This is a genomic window from Nocardia carnea (assembly GCF_029868855.1).
Classification (GTDB): domain Bacteria; phylum Actinomycetota; class Actinomycetes; order Mycobacteriales; family Mycobacteriaceae; genus Nocardia; species Nocardia carnea_A.
On the sequence record NZ_JARWOV010000335.1, the window covers coordinates 1 to 2,078 of the forward strand.

The following is a 2,078-nucleotide window of genomic DNA, read 5'->3' on the forward strand; positions in this document are numbered from 1 at the left end:
CTCGCCGGCGCGGTCCGGCGCCCCCCCCCCGCGCCCCCCCCCCCCCCGCGCCGCCCCCCCCGCCCCCGCCCCCCCCCGCCCCCGCCCCCCCCCCCGCCCCCCCCCCCCCCCCCCCCCCCCCCCCCCCCCCCCCCCCCCCCCCCCCCCCCCCCCCCCCCCCGCCGCCGCCCCGCCCGCCCCCCCCCCCCCCCGCGGCGGTCAGGCCTGGCCTGCCACCTGCTCGCGGGCCCAGCGGTAGTCGGCTTTACCCGCGGGACTGCGCATGATCTCGGGACGGAACACCACGGCTTTCGGAAGTTTGTAGCGCGCGAGAGACTGCCCGGCATGGGCGATCAACTCGTCGGCACCGGCCGTGGCGCCCTCGACGAGTTCGACGACGGCCACCACCTCCTGACCCCAGCGCTCGCTCGGGCGGCCCACCACCAGCACATCGGCCACGGCCGGATGCGACGAGATCGCGATCTCCACCTCCTCGGCGAAGATCTTCTCGCCGCCGGAGTTGATGGTCATGGAGTCGCGGCCCAGCAGTTCGACCGAGCCGTCGGCGAGGAGACGGGCACGGTCGCCGGGCAGGACGTAGCGCACGCCGTCGATCACCGGGAACGTCGCGGCGGTCTTCTTCTCATCACCCTTGTAGCCGAGCGGAGTGAACCGGCGTTGTGCGAGCCAGCCGATCCCGTCGTGGCCGGGCTCGAGGACGGAGCCGAGATCCTCGGCGACCACCCGGGTATCGGCGCCCGCCGAGAACTTTCCGGTCGAGACGAATCCGGCGGCTGACACATGGTGCATCTGCGAGCCGGTCTCCGAGGAACCGACACCGTCGAGTACCGCGAGCCCCGGCACAGCCGCGATCCAGCGTTCTTTGACTGCCGGGCTGAGCACGGCGCCACCGTTGGCGAGCGCCACCATCGATGACGTATCCGCGGTACCGGCCTCCACGGCGGCCAGGACCGGGCGCGCCATCGCATCCCCGACCACCATGGCGACCGCCACTTTCTCCCGCTCGATGGTGCGCACGATTTCGTCGGCGTCGATTCGGTCGATGACCGAGGGCAGCACGATCGTCTGGCCGGTGGTCATGGCCGTGAGTACCGCCCACTGCGCCGCACCGTGGATCAACGGCGGAATCACCATGAGTTTCATCCCCGGATTGGCGCGCGCCCGTTCCGCGATTTCGTCGTAGGAGGCGATGGTGGCACCGCTGCCGGCGTCACGCCCACCGCAGGCTCCCATATAAATATCGTGCTGGCGCCACAGCACACCCTTCGGCATCCCGGTGGTGCCGCCGGTGTAGAGCACGTAGAGGTCGTCCGGAGAGGGTTCGACCGGTAGCGGTTCGGGTTCGGTGGCGGCGAGCACCGTTTCGTAGTCGACGGCGCCGTCGAGCAGCTCGTTACCGGACGAGTCGGCGATCTGGATCAGCACCCTCAGCCCGGGCAGCTCCGGCAGCACTTCGGCAAGTGTCGGCGCGAACGCGGCGTGATAGACCAGCGCAGTCGCGCCGGAATCGGCCAGCAGGTAATGCAATTCGTTCTCGACGTAGCGGTAGTTGACATTGAACGGCGCCACCCGGGCACGGAAGGCACCGATCATGCTCTCGACGAATTCGGGCCCGTTGTAGGCGTAGATGCCCAGGAGATCCTGGCCGGCCTCGTGATCGGGCAGATCCGGCCGTTCGGTACGGCATCCCAGCCCTCGGGCGTGCAGATAGGCCGCCAGGCGCCGGGAACGGTCGGCGACCTCCGCGTAGGTGCGCCGGCGCTCGCCCTGCACGATCAGTTCCCGTTCCGGGATCACGGCGGCGACGGTATCGGCAGCGGATACGAGCGTGAACTGCGGTTCCGATCCGGTCACGGAAGATGGGGGCAACGGTGGCTCCTCGGTCGTCTCCTGCATGGGGGCGCAGGCCGGATCAGGTCCGGAGAGATTCTGCTGGGCTGCCGGCGGCGGGCTGGGCCGCCGGCCGGATGCGGTCTTGGGCGGGCGGGCGGGGCGTGGGGCGCCCGCGGGGGGGGGGGCGGGGCGCGGGGGGGCGCGCCGGCCCCCAGGGGCGCGCGGGGCCCCCGCCCCAGGGGGGG

The 2,078-nt window shown here is 72.4% G+C and carries 1 protein-coding gene; it reads right to left on the reverse strand.

The window, feature by feature from the left end; all coding sequences use genetic code 11:
• Window positions 1–198: 198 nt before the first annotated feature.
• Window positions 199–1,869, reverse strand: a complete 1,671-nt coding sequence (locus QH195_RS33955; protein ID WP_280438414.1) for an acyl-CoA synthetase — start codon at window positions 1,867–1,869, stop codon at window positions 199–201.
• Between the last annotated feature and the right edge of the window lie 209 nt (window positions 1,870–2,078).